The organism is Streptococcus sp. SI1 (assembly GCF_030439945.1).
GTDB lineage: Bacteria > Bacillota > Bacilli > Lactobacillales > Streptococcaceae > Streptococcus > Streptococcus intermedius.
The window spans coordinates 295,020-312,558 of the sequence record NZ_JAQFJE010000003.1 but is presented as its reverse complement, the minus strand read 5'-3'; the positions used below and the strand labels follow the sequence as shown (position 1 = coordinate 312,558).

Sequence of the window (17,539 nt, the reverse complement as noted above, 5' to 3'; positions counted from 1 at the left end):
TTTAAGACTATTTAAGTATAAAACGTTTTCATGAAAAATGCAATAGTTTGAGCTAAAAAAGTCAAAATCTTTCATAATTTTTGACAGATTTGTCAATGAATAAAACTAGTTATTTTAACAATATATTAACGATTGAAAGCGATTGCTGAAAATGGATGAGATTCTTTGAAAATGAAAAAGAAGAGTGGAAAAATATCTCCACCCTTCTGTAGGGGTTCTACTTATCAGTGAGTAAAATCAAGAACCATCCGACCTTGAATTGTTCCGGCTTCCATTTCATCAAAGATATCTACGGCATCTTCTACAGGGCGTTTTTGGACAACTGGTACAACCAGACCTTCAGCACCAAATTGGAATGCTTCTTCTAAATCTTTACGGGTGCCAACTAAAGAGCCGATGACTTGAATGCCATCAAGTACAGTTTTCACAATACTGAGATCCATCATTTCTGAGGGAAGTCCAACGGCTACTACACGCCCACCTGCACGTACAGAATCAACGGCTTGGTTGAAGGCAACCTTAGAAACCGCTGTTACAACAGCAGAATGAGCTCCACCGTTTGTTTTTTCTTTAATTAATCCTGGAACATCTTCTACTTCGTGACCATTGATAACGATATCTGCTCCGACTTGTTTAGCCAACTCAAGTTTGTCATTGTTGATGTCAACGGCAATGACATGAGCATTGAACACTTTTTTAGCGTATTGTACAGCGAGGTTACCAAGACCTCCTGCACCGTACATGACAACCCATTGCCCTGGTTCAACTTTTGCTTCCTTGATAGCTTTGTAAGTGGTAACACCAGCACAAGTGATAGAAGAAGCTTGCGCAGGATCTAATCCTTCAGGAACTTTAACAGCATAATCAGCTGTGACGATACATTGTTCGGCCATACCTCCATCAACGGAGTAGCCTGCATTTTTTACAGTCCGACAAAGTGTTTCACGTCCAGTGGTACAGTATTCACAAATACCACAGCCTTCAAAGAACCAAGCGACGCTGACACGATCGCCAACTTTTAAGCTTGTCACATCAGGTGCTAATTCTTTGACAATGCCGATTCCTTCGTGACCAAGAACACGTCCTGGAACTTTTCCGAAATCACCATGTGCTACGTGAAGGTCAGTATGGCAGACACCACAATATTCAATCTCAACGAGTGCTTCGCCTGTTTCAAGGGGACGTAGTTCCTTGTTTTCAACAATTTCGACACTAGTGCCTGCTGGATTAACAACAACTGCTTTCATACAGTAATCCTCCTTATTATAAGAGTTAAGACATTTTCAACTCTAAGTTTGATTTTTGATAAATTTATTATAACAAAAGCTAAATGTTATTGCAAGCGTTTACAGAAAATCTCTTGAAATTTTCCTTAACTGGTTTAATAGTATGTGATTTATTAACAAGAAAGTGATGAACCAAAAAAGAAATCCCCTTATGATGAAGGATTTCTTTAACAGGATGAATTCTTATAAAAATAATTTTAACAGTTGATGAGCGACACCATCTTGATCATTGGTCAGTGGTAGTTGTTCATCTGCATAGGGAAGCAGTGTTTGACTCGCATTTTTCATGGCATAGCCAGTACCGGCAAATGCTAGCATTTCTGTATCATTGTGCTCGTCACCAAAAGCAATCAAATCTTTTCGATCTACGTTTAGAATATCTAATAAATATTTTAAAGCAAAGGCTTTGTTTACACCCTTTGGAGTGCATTCAAGGATATTTAGTGGTCCTCCCCAAGTGTTGATAGATAATTGCTGATGATAAAATTGATTCAATTCATCAGCTAGGGCATATTTATCATTAGCATGTGTTTGTAAAAGAATGCAGTTGGGATTCTTGGTCACTAATTCTGGCTTGAATTGATTTTCAGGGCGAAAAGATTCCACACCAAACAATTTGGGGTCAGCAATTGTTTCATTGGGAGCTGTAATATAGAATTTCTTCCGATACTCTCCAGCAATGAAGTCTGCTTTAATTTCTTGTTTCCGTTTGACAATATCCAATAGATATTTTTTATCTAAGGTGATGCATCTTTCTTGTTGCCATTTTTTCTCAGGAATATGAGTCAAAGAACCATTGAAATTAATCATTGGCGTATGTAACTCCAACTCTTTGTAAAATTCTCGTGCCATCCGATAAGGTCGTCCTGTTGTGATAACAACATGGTGGCCTTTTTTAGAAATTTTTTTAATGGTTTCTTTTGTAAATTCAGAAAGTTTGCTGTCAGAATTGAGCAAAGTTCCATCTAAATCTACTGCAATTACTTTTTTAGTCATAATTTACTCTTTCATTTGTGCTGTTTTCTATTATAGCAGATTTTAAGATGAAAGTGCAGAATTTGTGATATAATGTTTTCTTATATAATGAAGGAGGAAATCAAGCATGCGTAAAACAATTGTCATTCATATTTTCTTTGCAATCATTTCTGCTATTGTTTATGTCGAAGGAATTTTAACGAAGGGGCCGGATTTGATCTGGAATATGTTTTTAGCTTTGATTGCCTATGATGCGGCTTTTTTAGCCATTCAGTTTAAAAAGAAATGGTTTTTCCTACCTGTCATTCTTCTTTGGCTAGCATTTTACCCCAATACGTTCTATATGATTACGGACTTGGTACATATGCACTGGGTGAGTAATACCTTGTGGAATCGAGAAAGTTTACATCTTTTTATGGCATTTGTTCCAAGTATTTTCTTTGGAGTTTTATGTGGGATTGAGAGCTGGAACATGATTGTACATTATTTAAAGTTGAATTGGTGGATAGAGTATTTAGCTATTGGAGCGGTGTCGTTTTTATCTAGTTTAGCCATTTATATAGGTCGTTATGATCGACTTAATTCTTGGGATTTAGTTAGTCATCCTACACTAGTTTTTGAGCGTCTGGCAGCGTCTTTGCAGCGGGAGAGTCTGCTGTTCATTTTAGGGTTTACCTTTATTCAAATCATGTCCTTGGTCTTTTTGAGTAAAAATCAGTCTAAATAAAGATTTTATATAAAAATCACTGTGATGATTTGTTTATTTTTTGAAAAAGCGTTGAAATTATGAATGTTTTGTGTTATTATATCTACTATCGTTCGTAAATTTTAAGGAGATTTAAAAATGGACAAGCTTTTTAAACTAAAAGAAAACGGTACAACTGTTCGTACAGAAGTTCTTGCTGGTTTAACCACTTTCTTTGCAATGAGTTATATTCTCTTTGTCAATCCTGAGATGCTCAGTCAAACAGGGATGCCGGCTCAAGGTGTTTTTTTGGCGACAATCATTGGGACTGTTGCTGGAACGATGATGATGGCTTTGTATGCCAATATTCCTTATGCTCAGGCTCCTGGTATGGGATTGAATGCTTTCTTTACTTATACCGTTGTTTTTGCGCTTGGTTATATTTGGCAAGAAGCACTAGCGATGGTTTTTCTTTGTGGGATTATCAGCATTATTGTTACGCTAACCAAAGTTCGTACAATTATTATTCATGCAATTCCAGAAAGTTTAAAATATGCTATTTCTGGTGGGATTGGGATTTTTCTAGCTTACATTGGAGTTAAAAAAGCTGGACTTTTAAAATTCTCAATTGATCCGGGAACTTATAGCGTTACAGGAAAAGGTGCGGATAAGGCCCAAGCAGCTATTACAGCCAATGGAATGGCAACACCGGGCTTGGTAGATTTTAACAACCCAGCTGTTCTTGTAGCTTTGTTTGGAATTTTCATCACCATTTTCTTTGTCTTGAAACGCGTACGTGGAGGTATTGTGTTATCTATTGCGGCAACCACAATCGTAGCCATTTTGGTGGGAGTTGTAGATCTTTCAAAAATCAATTTTTCTTCCAATAATATCGGTGCTGCTGTTCAGGATTTGGGAAAGATTTTTGGTGCAGCTTTAGGCAAAAACGGTTTGTTAGCTTTATTTGCAAAACCTTCTCGCATCCCAGAAGTGCTTCTTGCTATTTTGGCTTTTTCATTAACAGATATTTTTGATAACATCGGAACGTTGATTAGTACAGGGCGCAAAGCGGGCATCTTTAACATTGCAGATGAAGAAGCTGCTAAAGATTCATCTGGCCTTCAAACTAAAATGGACAAGGCATTATTCTCAGACATGGTTGGGACAACTATTGGCGCGATTGCAGGGACTTCAAATGTTACGACTTATGTAGAAAGTGCAGCTGGAATTGAAGCAGGCGGTCGTACTGGATTGACAGCGCTTGTCGTTGCAGCTTTGTTTGCTGTGTCAAGTTTCTTTAGTCCACTTCTTGCTATTGTACCAACAGTAGCAGTAGCACCTATTCTTATCATTGTGGGACTGATGATGCTCTCTAGCATGAAAGATATTGAATGGGACGATTTATCAGAAGCAGTACCAGCATTCTTTACATCCGTTTTCATGGGCTTTACTTACAGTATTACTCATGGTATTGCTGCAGGTTTCATCATGTATGCTTTTGTGAAAATCATCAAGGGTGAAGCTAAGGAAGTTCATCCCATTATCTGGGTGTTGGATGTCTTATTTATCCTAAACTTTATCAGTTTGGCTCTGGCTTAATGATTGAAAAAAATGAGGTTGGAACAAAAGTTCTTAGCTTCAAGCACACCGTTGAATAAATCACCAATACAGCAGTTGATTGCTCAAAGCACAGCTTTGAGGAGGTAAATAGGGATTGCGAAGCAAGTCTCAAGAATAGTTGCTTTTCAAACTCAGAAGAGTCCTTTTAACAAAAACTCTGTTTTCTTTATGCATTACCTCAATAGTCTCTCAGACTGTTGAGCATCTTTGTGGGAGTGAGACTACGAACTAAAAATTTTCAAAATGAGTTCTGTCCCACCCCTTTTTCTTTTGTCAAATTTTAGCAGAAAACGAAAAATTTTGATATAATAGTAAAATGTTTAGTCATAATGAAAATGAGTTAATGGCGTGGGGCGAGAAATTAGGTGCTTTACTCCAAAAACAAGATGTTTTGATTTTAACAGGTGATTTAGGAGCTGGAAAAACCACCTTTACCAAAGGGGTAGCACGTGGGCTGAATATCAAACAAATGATTAAAAGTCCGACCTACACAATTGTTCGGGAATATGATGGCCGCCTTCCACTCTATCATTTGGATGTGTATCGTATTGGGGAAGATCCAGATTCGATTGATTTAGATGACTTTCTCTTTGGTGAAGGGGTAACAGTCATTGAATGGGGTGAATTATTGGAAGATAGCTTGCCAAGCGACTATCTCAAACTGACAATCCTCAGAAAAAATGATGGTCGAGAATTGGTCTTTGATGCGAAAGGTCATCGAGCTGAGAATTTACTTGAGGAACTTTTCAATGGCTGAGTTAGAATTGCTGATAAGAGAAGCAGAGATTCAGGATGCTGTACATTTGATTGATTTTCTTAATCAGGTTGGGCAAGAGTCAGATTACATGACATTAGATGACGCAGGGATCTTGATGACAGAAGAGCAGATGAGCTCTTTCATTGAACATCAAGCCGCGTCAGATAATCAGATTTATCTAATTGTACTATTAGATAATGAAATTACTGGTCTTGTGAGTATTACAGCTGATTTTCATGAGCGGATTCGGCATATTGGGCAGGTCTTTATCGTGGTTAAAAGAGCATTTTGGAATCAAGGCTTAGGAAAGCTTCTTTTAGAAGAGGCGATAAACTGGGCAGAGAATTCTGGAGTGATTCGGCGATTAGAATTGACTGTACAAGCAAGAAATGAACGTGCTGTTCATTTGTATCAGGCGTTTGGGTTTGAGATTGAGGGCGTTCAAAAAAGAGGAGCCTATCTTACAGAAGGGGAATTTCTTGATGTTTATCTAATGGGAAAACTGATAGACTAGAATAAATATGTTTAAAAAAATTATCTTAATGTTTTTGAGTTTGTGTCTTGTAACTATTGCGGGGCTAGGCGTTTATGGATTTACTATTTATAACCAATCAACAGATGCTTTGTCTAAGACTTATAAAAGCTTTGGGAAAGAAACAAATGTGATTGCCGCTACCAAACCTTTGACCTTGCTTTTGATGGGGGTGGATACAGGTAGTGGATCGCGCTCAGATCGGTGGGCTGGAAATAGTGATTCTATGATTCTCGTAACAGTTAATCCTAAAACAAAAAAAACGACAATGATGAGCTTGGAACGTGATATTCTTACCAAAATTAAAACCACTGATGGGACAATGCAAGCAAAACTTAATGCAGCTTATGCTAATGGTGGTGCCGAACTAGCAATTTCAACGATTCAAAAAATGATGAATATTCACATCGATCGTTATATTCTTATCAATATGAAAGGTCTGGTGCAATTAGTTGATGCTGTTGGAGGCATTACAGTCAATAACACCCTTGGTTTTCCTATCTCGATTGAAGAAAACGAGCCAGAATACAAAGCAGTTGTTGAACCAGGGAAGCAACATATCAATGGTGATCAAGCACTGGTCTATTCGCGGATGCGTTATCAAGATCCGGAAGGAGACTATGGCCGTCAGAAACGCCAACGTGAAGTGATTCAAAAAGTGGTCCAAAAAGTATTAAGTTTAAACAGTGTTAGTCACTATCAAGCTATTTTAAAGGCTGTTAGCAACAATATGCAGACGAATGTTGAGTTGTCTTCGGGTAGTATTCCTCAATTATTAGGTTATCAAGATGCTTTCAAAAATATCGAAAGCAAACAGTTAAAAGGTGAAGGAGCAACTCTGGCAGATGGTGGTTCTTATCAAATCGTCACTTCTGAGCATTTATTGGAAATGCAAAATATTTTGAGAAAATCATTAGGTTTGGAAGAAGTAACTAAATTGGAAACCAATGCAGTTCTGTATGAAGAATTGTATGGTGGTGCTCCTAATACCAGTCAGTCAGGAAAGGTTCCAGCAAGTGGGGGAACTGATTCATCGGCTTACTCAAACAATTCGTATGGGTCCGGTTCAAATGGACAGTATTATGGGCAATGATAAAAAAAGAAGTTAGCGTTTGAGCTAACTTCCTTTTTTATATCTATTTTTGCTGAGCATTCCAGGTATCTTGTATTTGCTGAAGACGTGCAGTAGCTTCTTGCTCAAAAAGTTTAAATTGGTAAGCCAAATCCTGTGAAATGGATTCTAAATGGCTTTTTTGTGCTTGAATAACTTGTACATTTTTTTGAATGTTTTGAAGGCTCTGCTGTATACTGTTTATAGAATCATAGGTTTCAACAGCTTCATCCATGATTTTCTCTCTGTTTTTTACCAAATAAAAACTAGTAACGGCTGCACCTGTGAATAACAATAAATTGCTAAATTTCATGCTTTCTCCTTATGCTTTTGAAATTTTTTTGGCTAAAGCTGCCAATGCAGGGAAGTCGGGTTCGTGAGCAACAAAGGTTACGTTCAAATCATCATCCTCAGTATAGCGCGGCGCCAAATGGATATGTGTATGAAAGACAGTCTGACCCGCAATTTCTTCGTTGTTATTGATGATATTCATTCCTTTTGCAGCAGTTGCTGTCATTATTTTACGAGCAATATTTGGTATGCATGCAAAGAGTTGGCCGACTGCTGCTCCGTCCATTTCAAGCATATTACGAAAATGTTTTTTAGGCACAACCAAGGTATGCCCAGGAGTCACTTGTGAAATATCTAAAAAGGCTAGAACGTGTTCGTCTTCATATACTTTAGAAGCCGGGATTTCCCCTGCAATAATCTTACAAAAAATGCAGTCCGTCATCAAATTTACCTCTACTTCGCTAGATTTTGTTATAATATAAGAACATTATACCAGAATTTGGAGAAAATATGTTAGAAATAAAAGGGCTTACAGGCGGATATATAAATATCCCTGTTTTAAAAGATATCAGTTTCACGGTAGAAAATGGTGAGCTGGTGGGCTTAATTGGTTTGAATGGTGCTGGAAAGTCTACAACAATCAATGAAATTATTGGACTTTTAACTCCTTATAAAGGGGAAATTTTAATTGACGGCGCTAAACTGCAAGATAATCCCATGGGTTATCGTAAGAAAATTGGATTTATTCCAGAGACCCCTAGTTTATATGAGGAATTGACTTTAAGAGAGCACATTGAAACAGTTGCTATGGCTTATGATGTCGATCAAGAGGTAGCTTTTGCGCGCGTGGAACAATTATTGACCAAGTTTCGCTTGAAAGAAAAATTGGATTGGTTCCCCGTTCACTTTTCAAAGGGAATGAAGCAAAAAGTCATGATTATTTGCGCCTTTGTAGTTGATCCGAGTCTCTTTATCGTGGATGAGCCATTTTTGGGACTCGATCCAGTAGCGATTGCTGATTTGATAGAGCTTTTGAAAGATGAAAAGACGAAAGGCAAATCTATCCTGATGAGTACGCATGTGTTGGACTCAGCAGAAAGAATGTGTGATTCATTCGTGATTTTGCACAAGGGGGAAATCCGAGCGAAAGGTAACTTATCAGAGTTGCAATCAGAATTTTCTATGCCAGAAGCTAGCCTGAATGAGATCTATCTGGCATTGACAGAAGAGGCAAGTCTATGAAAGAAGTGTTTCAAAAGCGCAAGCAAGTATTTCGCAATCAATGTTTGAAATATTCACGCTATGTTTTTAACGATCATTTTGTTCTATTTTTATTAGTTTTTATTGGCTTTTTAGCTGTTCAATATAGTCAACTGTTGCGAAATTTTCCTAAAAATCACCTGCCAATTATTCTTGCTTTAGCAGTTCTTTTGGTGTTCTTGTTGCCTTTGGGAAGAATTGCAACGTATATGGAAAAGCCAGATAGTCTATTTTTGTTGGTCAAAGAAGAAGAATTAAAAAGTTATTTACAAAAACAAATGTGTTCATCTTATCTATTATGGAGTGTATTTCAAACGGCTATTCTATTACTAGCAGCGCCACTCCTTTTGGCGCTAGGATTACCATTTTGGGGATGGTTTATTCTTGTATTTTTTATGTTAATAGCAAAATGGTTTCTATTTTTGAAAAAGAGCCAAAGATTTTATCAAGGAGCAGGCATAAATTGGGGCTATCTCATTGACTACGAAGAGAGACGAAAGCAGACAATCTTGCGTTTCTTTGCTCTATTTACCAATGTAAAAGGAATCTCCAATAGCGTGAAACGCCGAGCCTATCTTGATAGTTTGACGAATATTTTGCCAAAAAGGCAATCAACCACTTGGCAGAATATGTTTTTACGCTCTTATTTGCGAAATGGTGATTTTCTGGCTTTGACCATGCGGTTGCTATTTCTATCTCTTTTAGGAATTGGCTTGCTCGGTCAATCTTGGATTGCGGCTGTTTTTGTGATACTGTTGAATTATCTTTTGCTATTTCAATTGACCGCTTTGTACAACGCTTTTGATTATCAATATTTGACATTCTTATTTCCTCTAGAAATCGGATTAAAGTTAAAGGGTGTGAGACAAGTGATTGTTCTTGTTGGTTACAATGTGCTGTTAGTTGAGACAATTATGGCGTTGCTATTTTTCCAAGATAGAGTTGCACTGCTTTTCATGGTAGGAGTTACACTATTGCTTTATTTTTTCTATTTACCAGTTAAATTAAAAAGTTTGGTTGACTAAAGGAAGTAAAATTAGTAAAATAGATAGGAAACTTTTTACGGAGGGGAATCATGGACTTGGTTGATAATGAGCTAACTCTGACACCGATTGCAGGTAAAAGTGGAAAAGCCTACATGGGCACCTATCCAGATGGGGCGCGCGTTTTCGTCAAGATGAATACAACCCCAATCTTAGTAGGTTTAGCTAGAGAACAAATTGCACCACAGCTATTATGGAGTCGTCGCATGGCAGATGGTAATGTCATGAGCGCGCAAGAGTGGCTGTCAGGAAAAATTTTGACACCGGCTGAAATGGATAAAAAGCAAATTGTGAATATTTTGACAAGATTGCACCGTTCACGTCCGTTAATGACGCAGTTACGACGGCTAGGTTATGCTCTGGAAACTCCAGCAGATTTAGTCGAGTCTTGGTTAGATCGTGCGCCAATTGCACTTAGTCATAATCATTATTTGCGATCTGTTTTAAAAGATATGCACAGTAGTCTGCCACAATTTCGCGAGGATTATGCAACGATTGTACATGGCGATGTTCGACATAGCAATTGGATTGAAACAGATAGCGGTTTGGTGTATTTGGTAGATTGGGATTCTGTGCGTTTGACAGATCGAATGTTTGATGTAGCCCATATGTTAAGCCACTATATTCCAGAAGTACGTTGGAAAGAATGGTTGACCTATTATGGCTATCGGTATAATGCAACCGTATTGAAGAAATTATACTGGTATGGTCAATATGCTTACTTGTGCCAGATTGCCAAGTACTATGAGAATGCAGACTTAGAAAATGTGAATCGGGAGATTTATGCACTACGTAACTTCCGTTCAAAATACGGAAGAAAGGTATTATGAGAGTAAGGAATCGTAAGGGAGCGACGGAATTACTAGAAGCAAATCCCCAGTATGTGATTTTAAATCCCACTGAAGCAAAAGGTAAGTGGCACGAGATTTTTGGAAATAATTACCCTATTCATGTTGAAGTAGGGAGTGGAAAAGGTGCATTTATTTCAGGAATGGCAAAAGCTCATCCAAAAATTAACTATATTGGAATTGATATTCAAAAATCTGTTTTGAGTTATGCTTTGGACAAGGTTTTAGCGACAGATGTTCCAAATATCAAACTTCTTTGGGTAGATGGTTCTGATCTGACTAACTATTTTGAAAATGGGGAGATTGATCGCTTGTACCTGAATTTTTCTGATCCTTGGCCCAAGAAACGTCATGAAAAGCGTCGTTTGACCTATAAATCTTTTCTAGATACCTTTAAGCGGATTTTACCAGATCATGGTGAAATTCACTTCAAAACAGATAATCGCGGTCTTTTTGAGTATAGCCTTGTTAGTTTTTCCCAATATGGTATGAAATTAAATGGCGTTTGGTTGGATTTGCATGCGAGTGACTTTGAAGACAATGTGATGACAGAATACGAGCAAAAATTTGCTAATAAAGGCCAAGTCATTTATCGGGTCGAAGCAGCGTTTTAATGTAAAATAAATAATGAAAAAGGCCATGTGGTCTTTTTTGATTTTCAGGGAAATAGTTTAAATAACGACGTAGTAAACGATATTTCAAGCAATAAAATGGTTTTGAGAACACTTCTTAAAACCATTCACGAGTACAAAAATAGTAGCAGCATAACGATTCAAAATGTTACAGAAGATTGTACTATCCATCAGAGGACTTTTCCTTAACTTTAAAGCTAGCTATAATTTGTTACAATTGCTTATGTCTGCTAAACAGTAAAGTTATTATTTTTTGAGTATATGTCTAAGGAATTTTATCTTAAAATAGTGGAACTTTTCTCATTTTCCGATTTTTTATTGTGTCCTATGAGATTTTTATTTATAATAATTCTAAATAAAAAAAGAAAAGAGAAGTTTTGGGATGACAAATAATCAGGAGATTGATAAGAACTTTAGCGGTCGACTAAACATTTTACGGGCTGGAGTATTGGGGGCTAATGATGGTATTATTTCTATTGCGGGTGTCGTTATAGGAGTAGCAAGTGCAACGGAAAGTGTTTGGATTATATTTCTTTCAGGTTTAGCAGCAGTATTTGCAGGAGCTTTTTCCATGGCAGGTGGTGAATATGTATCTGTTTCAACCCAAAAGGATACGGAGAAGGCTGCGGTTGCCAGAGAACGAGTACTTTTAACAAAAAATCCAGAGATTGCTAGACAGTCACTTTATGCAGCTTATATCCAGAATGGCGAGTGTGAGACATCTGCCCAACTCTTGACAAATCGAGCTTTTTTAAAAAATCCGCTTAAGGCTTTGGTAGAAGAAAAATATGGACTTGAGGTGGAAGAATTTACAAATCCATGGCATGCAGCAATATCTAGTTTTATTGCTTTTGCAGTAGGAGCCATCTTTCCAATGTTAACCATAGTTTTCCTTCCTGCTAGCTATCGCATTCCGGCAACAGTCATTGTTGTTGCTTTAGCATTGTTAGGGACGGGATATACTAGCGCTAAGTTAGGAAAAGCACCGATAAAAAATGCCATGATTCGAAATTTAGTCATTGGACTTTTGACCATGACAGTGACTTATCTTGTAGGTCAATTGTTTGTTATTTAAGTCCAAAATAAAAATTGTGTCGTGGTTTTAATGATAATTTCTTTTATTGAGTGTTATGGTGAATTTGCTTAAGAATGATTTGTTAGACACAATTATCAAATCAAATAAAATACAAGAATAAATTTTCTTGTATTTTCCTTTTTCTTATGCTATAATGTAGATAATGAATATGAAAGAGAGGCGAGGAAATATCTTCGCCTCTTATCTGTGAGGAGGTGTAGTCTTATCACAACGATTGTCAAATTAGTAAAAGAAGTTGTTGAACCGGTCGTTCAAGAGCCGTATGAATTAGTGGATATTGAGTACGGTAAAATGGGGAGTGACCATGTTCTTAGTATTTTTGTAGATAAGCCAGGAGGAATCACTGTAAATGATACGGCAGAATTGACGGACATCATCAGTCCACTTTTGGATACGATTAAGCCGGATCCCTTTCCTGAGCAGTATTTTCTTGAAGTAACTAGCCCAGGGTTGGAACGTCCGCTGAAAACGAAAGAACAACTAGCAGCTGCAGTTGGGGAATATATCCATGTTAGTCTGTATCAAGCACTTGATAAAAGTAAAGTCTTTGAAGGGACACTGCTTTCTTTCGAGGAAGATCATTTAACAATGGAATATATGGATAAGACTCGTAAGAAAGTTGTTCAAATTCCTTACCAGCTAGTATCCAAAGCAAGATTAGCAGTCAAATTTTAGCAAGAATATAATAAAGAAAGGATTGCTTTTGTTTCCACAAAAGCTGAAAAAACATGAGTAAAGAAATGCTAGAGGCCTTCCGTATTTTGGAAGAAGACAAAGGGATCAAAAAAGAAGATATTATCGAAGCGGTGACGGAGTCACTTCGTTCGGCTTATCGTCGTCGCTATGGTCAAGCAGATAGTGCAGCCATTGAATTTAACGAAAAAACAGGAGATTTTCGTGTTTATACCGTTCGTGAAGTGGTAGACGAAGTTTTTGATAGCCGTTTAGAAATCAGTTTAAAAGATGCTCTTGCTATTAGCTCGGCTTATGAACTTGGTGATAAAATAAAATTTGAAGAGGCACCAACTGAATTTGGACGGGTAGCAGCTCAGTCTGCTAAGCAAACGATTATGGAAAAAATGCGCAAGCAGACACGCGCAATCACTTACAATAAGTATAAAGAACATGAAAATGAAATCATGTCAGGAACAGTCGAGCGCTTTGACAATCGTTTTATCTATGTCAATCTAGGTAGCATTGAAGCACAGTTATCAAAGCAAGACCAGATTCCTGGTGAAGTATTTGCTTCTCATGACCGCATCGAAGTCTTTGTCTATAAGGTAGAAGACAATCCTCGCGGTGTCAATGTCTTTGTCAGCCGCAGCCATCCAGAAATGATCAAGCGTTTAATGGAGCAGGAAATTCCAGAAGTTTATGACGGAACAGTTGAAATCATGAGTGTTTCTCGTGAAGCAGGCGATCGGACGAAGGTTGCTGTACGCAGTCACAATCCCAATGTAGATGCAATCGGTACGATTGTTGGTCGTGGTGGTGCAAATATTAAGAAAATTACCAGCAAATTTCATCCAGCTAAATATGACGCCAAATCTGGCCGTATGATTCCTGTAGAGGAAAATATTGATGTTATTGAGTGGGTGGCAGATCCTGCAGAATTTATCTACAATGCGATTGCTCCTGCAGAAGTCGATCAAGTTATCTTTGATAGTGAGGATAGCAAGCATGCTCTTGTTGTTGTACCAGATAATAAGCTATCACTTGCTATTGGGCGGCGAGGGCAAAATGTGCGCTTAGCAGCTCATTTGACAGGTTATAGAATTGATATCAAATCTGCAAGTGAATTTGAAGCTATGGAAGAAGCAGGTGAGCTTGGTGGATTTGCTGAAGAAGCAGATGAATTTGCAACAATTGAAAGTCCTGTGGAAACAGAATTTTTAGAAAGTGAAGTTGAAGCAGAAGACTAAGGAGGGGGAAATGGTAAAAACAAGAAAAATCCCTTTACGAAAATCAGTAGTTTCTAACGAAGTCATTGACAAGCGTGATTTGCTTCGGATTGTCAAAAATAAAGAAGGCCAAATTTTTATTGACCCGACAGGAAAGGCCAATGGACGAGGAGCTTATATCAAACTTGACAATGAAGAAGCACTTAAAGCTAAGAAAAAGCGAGTTTTTAACCGTAGCTTCAATATGGAAGTCGAAGAAGCATTTTATGATGAATTGATTGCTTACGTGGATCATAAGGTTAAAAGAAGAGAGTTAGGTCTTGAATAAACAAAAATTAGCAAATATACTTGGATTAGCACAACGAGCCAATCGTATCATATCTGGTGAAGAATTGGTCGTTAGGGCAATACAAGACGGAAAAGCAAAACTGGTTTTTTTAGCCAATGATGCTGCTCCAAACTTGACAAAAAAAATTACTGATAAAAGTCATTACTATAAAGTAGAAGTATCAACCGTGTTTTCAACACTGGAATTAAGCACCGCAGTGGGTAAAGCAAGAAAAGTGCTTGCTATCACTGATGCTGGATTTACAAAGAAAATGAGGTCTCTTATGGAATAGAAGAGGAGGACAAGATTTGTCTAAGAAAAGATTGTACGAAATTGCGAAGGAGCTGGGAAAAGAAAGCAAGGAAGTTGTGGCGCGTGCAAAAGAGCTTGGTATTGAAGTGAAAAGTCATGCTAGCAGCGTTGAAAGTGAAGTGGCCGCGCGTATTACAGCCAGTTTTTCTCAAGTGGCAGCTCCTAAAAAAGAAACGAATCAAAAAACAGCTCACTCTTTAGCTAAAGAGCAACAGCCAGCTCAAGTTGTAGCGGAAGAAGTGACGATGGCTGATAAAGTAGTGCCTAAGGCAGCAGAACAGGCGCAAAAATCAGCCGTGGCAACAAAAGCTTCATCAGTAAAGCCAAAGAGTCGTAATTTTAAGGCCGAGCGAGAAGCGAAAGCGAAAGAGCAAGCAGAGCGACGAAATAGACAGCGAGAAAATCGAGCGCGAAACCAACAAAATGGCGATAAACAAAATCGAGAAGAGAACAATCAGCATAATGAGCGAAGCCAGAAAAATCGAAATGACCGTGGGAATCGCAATGAACAACGCAACAATCGCAATCATCGCAGCCAAGATAATCGGTATCAAGGGCAAAACCGTTCAAATGGTATTACAAATCAAAATCGCTCTCAATCGAATCAAGGGCCACGCATTGATTTCAAGGCGCGTGCAGCAGCTCTGAAAGCTGAACAGAATGCCGAATATGCTCGTGGAAGCGAGGAACGTTTTAAACAGGCTCAAGCTGCAAAAGCAGCTCAACGTGAGCAGAAGAAACGGAAAGAACCGGTAGAAGAATTATTCAAAGCAGCAGCGCCTATCGTGGAGGCTACAAAGCCGACTCCACAGTCTCAAGTTGCCCCTGAGGCGGTTCCAACTCCTGCAGTTGATACTCGTCGTAAAAAACAAGCTCGACCAGACAAGAAACGTGATGACTTTGATCGCGAAGAAGATGGTCCAAGAAAACAACAAAAGAATCGAAGCAGTCAAAATCAAGTGAGAAATCAAAAGAATAGTAATTGGAATCATAATAAGAAAAATAAAAAAGGCAAGAATAATCGGAATACGAATCAAAGTCCAAAACCGGTTACAGAACGCAAGTTTCATGAATTGCCTAAAGAATTTGAATACACAGAAGGTATGACCGTTGCAGAAATTGCAAAACGGATTAAACGTGAACCAGCCGAAATTGTCAAGAAACTCTTTATGATGGGCGTTATGGCAACGCAGAATCAGTCGTTGGACGGTGATACTATTGAACTTCTGATGGTAGATTATGGCATTGAAGCACATGCTAAAGTTGAAGTCGATAATGCAGATATCGAACGCTTCTTTGTGGATGAAGATTATCTTGATCCAGATGCTTTAGTAGAACGTCCGCCAGTTGTGACCATCATGGGACACGTTGACCATGGGAAAACAACACTTTTGGATACCTTGCGTAATTCTCGTGTTGCTACAGGTGAAGCAGGTGGGATTACACAACATATTGGTGCTTACCAGATTGAAGAAAATGGTAAGAAAATTACCTTCCTTGATACACCAGGGCATGCCGCTTTCACCTCTATGCGGGCGCGCGGTGCTTCTGTCACAGATATTACGATTCTTGTTGTAGCAGCAGATGATGGAGTCATGCCTCAAACAATTGAAGCGATTAACCATTCAAAAGCAGCCAATGTGCCAATTATTGTAGCGATTAACAAGATTGATAAGCCAGGTGCCAATCCTGAACGTGTCATCGGTGAATTAGCTGAATATGGAGTTATGTCTACAGCATGGGGCGGTGATTCTGAATTTGTCGAAATCTCAGCTAAGTTCAACCAAAATATTGATGAACTGCTCGAAACCGTTCTCCTTGTAGCTGAAATTCAAGAGCTAAAAGCTGATCCAAAGGTTCGCGCAATTGGCACAGTAATCGAAGCGCGGTTGGATAAAGGAAAAGGTGCGGTTGCAACCTTGCTTGTTCAACAAGGTACCTTAAATGTACAAGATCCAATTGTTGTTGGTAATACTTTTGGTCGTGTGCGTGCTATGACTAATGACCGTGGACGTCGAGTGAAAGTTGCGGGGCCATCGACGCCAGTATCTATCACAGGTTTAAATGAAACACCAATGGCGGGTGACCATTTTGCCGTATATGAAGATGAAAAAGCAGCGCGTGCAGCTGGTGAAGAACGTGCAAAACGTGCTCTCATGAAACAGCGTCAAGCAACGCATCGTGTTAGTTTGGAAAATCTCTTTGATACCCTTAAAGCTGGTGAAGTCAAGTCTGTCAATGTTATTATCAAAGCCGACGTACAAGGTTCAGCGGAAGCATTAACAGCATCTCTTCAGAAGATTGAAGTGGAAGGTGTTAAAGTAACAATTGTTCACTCAGCAGTTGGTGCGATTAACGAGTCAGATGTTACTCTTGCGGAAGCTTCCAATGCCTTTATCATTGGTTTCAATGTTCGCCCTACTCCACAAGCTCGTCAACAAGCTGAAGCGGATGATGTCGAAATGCGTCTTCACAGTATCATTTATAAAGTGATTGAAGAAGTAGAAGATGCCATGAAAGGGATGCTTGATCCAGAATTTGAAGAAAAAATTATTGGTGAAGCTGTCATTCGTGAAACCTTCAAGGTTTCTAAAGTCGGTACTATCGGTGGATTTATGGTAGTTAGCGGTAAAGTAACTCGTGATTCTAAGGTTCGTGTGATTCGTGATGGTGTGGTGATCTTTGATGGTGCTCTTGCCAGCCTTAAACATTATAAAGATGATGTGAAAGAAGTCGGAAATGGACAAGAAGGCGGTCTCATGGTTGAGAATTACAATGACATCAAAGTGGATGACATGATTGAAGCTTATATCATGGAAGAAATCGCAAAATAATATAAATGAAGGGGAGACAGACTATGAT

At 38.4% G+C, this 17,539-nt stretch carries 18 protein-coding genes and 1 pseudogene; 15 read left to right on the top strand and 4 right to left on the bottom strand.

Features of this window, described 5'->3' with window-relative positions; translation table 11 throughout:
- Positions 1–224: 224 nt before the first annotated feature.
- Both adhP and PCY10_RS05755 read right to left on the bottom strand, forming a co-directional pair.
- On the bottom strand, positions 225–1,247 hold the full coding sequence (gene adhP, locus PCY10_RS05760; protein WP_021003117.1) for an alcohol dehydrogenase AdhP: 1,023 nt from the start codon (positions 1,245–1,247) through the stop codon (positions 225–227).
- 222 nt (positions 1,248–1,469) lie between these two features.
- The gene (locus PCY10_RS05755; protein ID WP_021003116.1) at positions 1,470–2,282 is read right to left on the bottom strand and encodes a Cof-type HAD-IIB family hydrolase; all 813 of its coding nucleotides are present in this window, start codon (positions 2,280–2,282) and stop codon (positions 1,470–1,472) included.
- A 106-nt stretch (positions 2,283–2,388) separates the two neighbouring features.
- On the opposite strand from PCY10_RS05755, the gene PCY10_RS05750 reads away from it, so the two are divergent.
- The 5 genes from PCY10_RS05750 to PCY10_RS05730 all read left to right on the top strand — a co-directional run bounded on the left by PCY10_RS05750 (position 2,389) and on the right by PCY10_RS05730 (position 6,948).
- Positions 2,389–2,988, top strand: a complete 600-nt coding sequence (locus PCY10_RS05750; RefSeq protein WP_003078409.1) for a DUF1361 domain-containing protein — start codon at positions 2,389–2,391, stop codon at positions 2,986–2,988.
- Positions 2,989–3,105: 117 nt separating this feature from the next.
- Complete coding sequence (locus PCY10_RS05745) at positions 3,106–4,545, top strand: NCS2 family permease (RefSeq protein ID WP_301558940.1); 1,440 nt, start codon at positions 3,106–3,108, stop codon at positions 4,543–4,545.
- A 337-nt stretch (positions 4,546–4,882) separates the two neighbouring features.
- The gene (gene tsaE, locus PCY10_RS05740) at positions 4,883–5,323 is read left to right on the top strand and encodes a tRNA (adenosine(37)-N6)-threonylcarbamoyltransferase complex ATPase subunit type 1 TsaE (protein WP_009568047.1); all 441 of its coding nucleotides are present in this window, start codon (positions 4,883–4,885) and stop codon (positions 5,321–5,323) included.
- Positions 5,316–5,837: a GNAT family N-acetyltransferase gene (locus tag PCY10_RS05735; protein ID WP_003073848.1), complete on the top strand. Its 522-nt coding sequence runs from the start codon at positions 5,316–5,318 to the stop codon at positions 5,835–5,837. Before tsaE ends, PCY10_RS05735 begins: the two co-directional genes overlap by 8 nt.
- Before the next feature lie 7 nt (positions 5,838–5,844).
- A complete protein-coding gene (locus tag PCY10_RS05730) occupies positions 5,845–6,948 on the top strand; it encodes an LCP family protein (protein WP_003073846.1) in 1,104 nt (367 codons plus the stop codon).
- A gap of 43 nt (positions 6,949–6,991) precedes the next feature.
- Here the strand turns inward: PCY10_RS05730 and PCY10_RS05725 are convergent, their stop codons facing one another.
- Together PCY10_RS05725 and PCY10_RS05720 are read right to left on the bottom strand one after the other, a co-directional pair.
- Positions 6,992–7,279, bottom strand: a complete 288-nt coding sequence (locus tag PCY10_RS05725) for a hypothetical protein (protein ID WP_003078430.1) — start codon at positions 7,277–7,279, stop codon at positions 6,992–6,994.
- A 9-nt stretch (positions 7,280–7,288) separates the two neighbouring features.
- Complete coding sequence (locus tag PCY10_RS05720; protein WP_003073842.1) at positions 7,289–7,699, bottom strand: HIT family protein; 411 nt, start codon at positions 7,697–7,699, stop codon at positions 7,289–7,291.
- Between the two features lie 68 nt (positions 7,700–7,767).
- On the opposite strand from PCY10_RS05720, the gene PCY10_RS05715 reads away from it, so the two are divergent.
- From PCY10_RS05715 to infB, 10 genes and pseudogenes are all read left to right on the top strand, one after another.
- Complete coding sequence (locus tag PCY10_RS05715) at positions 7,768–8,499, top strand: ABC transporter ATP-binding protein (RefSeq protein ID WP_003073841.1); 732 nt, start codon at positions 7,768–7,770, stop codon at positions 8,497–8,499.
- Entirely contained in the window at positions 8,496–9,542 is a 1,047-nt protein-coding gene (locus PCY10_RS05710; RefSeq protein WP_021003113.1) for an ABC transporter permease, read from the top strand. Before PCY10_RS05715 ends, PCY10_RS05710 begins: the two co-directional genes overlap by 4 nt.
- A 50-nt stretch (positions 9,543–9,592) precedes the next feature.
- Positions 9,593–10,390 (top strand): cell cycle regulator CcrZ, encoded by a 798-nt coding sequence (gene ccrZ, locus PCY10_RS05705; RefSeq protein WP_003073837.1) that lies wholly within the window; start codon positions 9,593–9,595, stop codon positions 10,388–10,390.
- Positions 10,387–11,022, top strand: coding sequence for a tRNA (guanosine(46)-N7)-methyltransferase TrmB (trmB, locus tag PCY10_RS05700; RefSeq protein WP_003078354.1), 636 nt, complete (start codon positions 10,387–10,389; stop codon positions 11,020–11,022). Before ccrZ ends, trmB begins: the two co-directional genes overlap by 4 nt.
- A 400-nt stretch (positions 11,023–11,422) precedes the next feature.
- Positions 11,423–12,115 (top strand): VIT family protein, encoded by a 693-nt coding sequence (locus PCY10_RS05695; RefSeq protein WP_003073834.1) that lies wholly within the window; start codon positions 11,423–11,425, stop codon positions 12,113–12,115.
- Between the two features lie 225 nt (positions 12,116–12,340).
- The gene (gene rimP, locus PCY10_RS05690) at positions 12,341–12,811 is read left to right on the top strand and encodes a ribosome maturation factor RimP (protein ID WP_306302103.1); all 471 of its coding nucleotides are present in this window, start codon (positions 12,341–12,343) and stop codon (positions 12,809–12,811) included.
- 53 nt (positions 12,812–12,864) lie between these two features.
- Positions 12,865–13,950 (top strand): annotated as a pseudogene (gene nusA / locus PCY10_RS05685) (transcription termination factor NusA); the annotation flags it as partial.
- Positions 13,951–14,068: 118 nt separating this feature from the next.
- Entirely contained in the window at positions 14,069–14,365 is a 297-nt protein-coding gene (locus tag PCY10_RS05680; RefSeq protein WP_003078278.1) for a YlxR family protein, read from the top strand.
- Positions 14,358–14,657: a YlxQ-related RNA-binding protein gene (locus tag PCY10_RS05675; protein WP_021003112.1), complete on the top strand. Its 300-nt coding sequence runs from the start codon at positions 14,358–14,360 to the stop codon at positions 14,655–14,657. Before PCY10_RS05680 ends, PCY10_RS05675 begins: the two co-directional genes overlap by 8 nt.
- A 16-nt stretch (positions 14,658–14,673) precedes the next feature.
- A complete protein-coding gene (gene infB, locus PCY10_RS05670; RefSeq protein ID WP_021003111.1) occupies positions 14,674–17,511 on the top strand; it encodes a translation initiation factor IF-2 in 2,838 nt (945 codons plus the stop codon).
- Positions 17,512–17,539 lie beyond the last annotated feature (28 nt).

What these genes read in the sequence shown, in the direction of transcription:
- adhP (WP_021003117.1), bottom strand. Translation starts at nt 1,247, where the DNA reads ATGAAAGCAGTTGTTGTTAATCCAGCAGGCACTAGTGTCGAAATTGTT.
- PCY10_RS05755 (WP_021003116.1), bottom strand. Translation starts at nt 2,282, where the DNA reads ATGACTAAAAAAGTAATTGCAGTAGATTTAGATGGAACTTTGCTCAAT.
- PCY10_RS05750 (WP_003078409.1), top strand. Translation starts at nt 2,389, where the DNA reads ATGCGTAAAACAATTGTCATTCATATTTTCTTTGCAATCATTTCTGCT.
- PCY10_RS05745 (WP_301558940.1), top strand. Translation starts at nt 3,106, where the DNA reads ATGGACAAGCTTTTTAAACTAAAAGAAAACGGTACAACTGTTCGTACA.
- tsaE (WP_009568047.1), top strand. Translation starts at nt 4,883, where the DNA reads ATGTTTAGTCATAATGAAAATGAGTTAATGGCGTGGGGCGAGAAATTA.
- PCY10_RS05735 (WP_003073848.1), top strand. Translation starts at nt 5,316, where the DNA reads ATGGCTGAGTTAGAATTGCTGATAAGAGAAGCAGAGATTCAGGATGCT.
- PCY10_RS05730 (WP_003073846.1), top strand. Translation starts at nt 5,845, where the DNA reads ATGTTTAAAAAAATTATCTTAATGTTTTTGAGTTTGTGTCTTGTAACT.
- PCY10_RS05725 (WP_003078430.1), bottom strand. Translation starts at nt 7,279, where the DNA reads ATGAAATTTAGCAATTTATTGTTATTCACAGGTGCAGCCGTTACTAGT.
- PCY10_RS05720 (WP_003073842.1), bottom strand. Translation starts at nt 7,699, where the DNA reads ATGACGGACTGCATTTTTTGTAAGATTATTGCAGGGGAAATCCCGGCT.
- PCY10_RS05715 (WP_003073841.1), top strand. Translation starts at nt 7,768, where the DNA reads ATGTTAGAAATAAAAGGGCTTACAGGCGGATATATAAATATCCCTGTT.
- PCY10_RS05710 (WP_021003113.1), top strand. Translation starts at nt 8,496, where the DNA reads ATGAAAGAAGTGTTTCAAAAGCGCAAGCAAGTATTTCGCAATCAATGT.
- ccrZ (WP_003073837.1), top strand. Translation starts at nt 9,593, where the DNA reads ATGGACTTGGTTGATAATGAGCTAACTCTGACACCGATTGCAGGTAAA.
- trmB (WP_003078354.1), top strand. Translation starts at nt 10,387, where the DNA reads ATGAGAGTAAGGAATCGTAAGGGAGCGACGGAATTACTAGAAGCAAAT.
- PCY10_RS05695 (WP_003073834.1), top strand. Translation starts at nt 11,423, where the DNA reads ATGACAAATAATCAGGAGATTGATAAGAACTTTAGCGGTCGACTAAAC.
- PCY10_RS05680 (WP_003078278.1), top strand. Translation starts at nt 14,069, where the DNA reads ATGGTAAAAACAAGAAAAATCCCTTTACGAAAATCAGTAGTTTCTAAC.